Annotated in this window: 1 protein-coding gene; it reads right to left on the bottom strand. The window is 61.7% G+C overall.

Annotated elements, in window-relative coordinates; all coding sequences use genetic code 11:
- Positions 1-488: hypothetical protein (locus AACY49_RS30595; RefSeq protein WP_339528024.1), on the bottom strand; the 488-nt coding region annotated here is incomplete at both ends.

Genomic DNA, 488 nt, shown 5'->3' with positions numbered 1-488 from the left:
GCACCGAGAATCAAGAGGTTTTGAACCTCCATGACGCGCGGGATGAACACGCCTGGCAGCCATTGTATCGTACGATCGGTTCCTTTGTGCTGTTTGCCCACTAGCTCATTGGCGCTCGCAATCGCGGCCACGCCTTTCAGGAGCTTGAGCCCTTCGTAGTGCTCACGACCATCCACAATGGGTGTAGCGCGACGGCGCATCCGAAACGCGATAATCCCCGACATGAGCGCAGCAAGCGCCACGCCGACCAGCCGCGGAAGCGTTTCGCGAAGCAGATCGTCAGCGGACAGGGCGGCGAGCAGGCCGTGCGCGTTGATGTTGGATACCAGATCGGTAACGCCAAGTTCGACCGCCATATCCTGCCGCCACGCCGTCGGCGGAATGAGCGCGAAGGACAGCGCGAGCCCGATCAGGCACGATAGCAAGGCCATGCCAACGAGGGCGAATGCCGCTGGCGTCGCCGGACGATAGTCGTAGTTTGCGAGACG

The organism is Pseudomonas sp. EL_65y_Pfl2_R96 (assembly GCF_963970905.1).
GTDB lineage: Bacteria > Pseudomonadota > Gammaproteobacteria > Pseudomonadales > Pseudomonadaceae > Aquipseudomonas.
The sequence above is the reverse complement of the archived record's forward strand: the minus strand, read 5'-3'. Positions and strand labels throughout refer to the sequence as shown.